This window comes from Anoxybacillus sp. ST4 (genome assembly GCF_019448545.1).
In the GTDB taxonomy this organism is placed as follows: domain Bacteria; phylum Bacillota; class Bacilli; order Bacillales; family Anoxybacillaceae; genus Anoxybacillus; species Anoxybacillus pushchinoensis.
The window spans coordinates 1-309 of the sequence record NZ_JAHZOE010000089.1 but is presented as its reverse complement, the minus strand read 5'-3'; the positions used below and the strand labels follow the sequence as shown (position 1 = coordinate 309).

The window sequence follows — 309 nt, the reverse complement described above, 5'->3', positions numbered from 1 at the left end:
TATCAAGCGCTACGTACGACATGGGCAGAAGTAGGAAATCAAAAACACGTGCCGAGCTACGGTCACCACGCCCACGTTTCTATTTTTGGCGCCGTCGATGTTCAACAAGGCGATGTGGTATTTCATCGCGCATCATCCGCCAATGCCGAAACGTTCCTCGACTTTTTGCGCCGATTGAAAGAGAAATATACGGACCGATTCCTCGTGCTTGTGTTGGACAATGCGCGTATTCATCATGCCAAGATGGTGCAAGCCTTTCTTGATGGCGAGGAAGGCGATGCTTTTCATTTCATCTTTTTGCCACCGTAT

General features: G+C 48.9%; 1 protein-coding gene. It reads left to right on the top strand.

Features of this window, described 5'->3' with window-relative positions; translation table 11 throughout:
- On the top strand, positions 1-309 hold a 309-nt coding region (locus tag K1I44_RS15125), incomplete at both ends, for a transposase (RefSeq protein WP_219986640.1).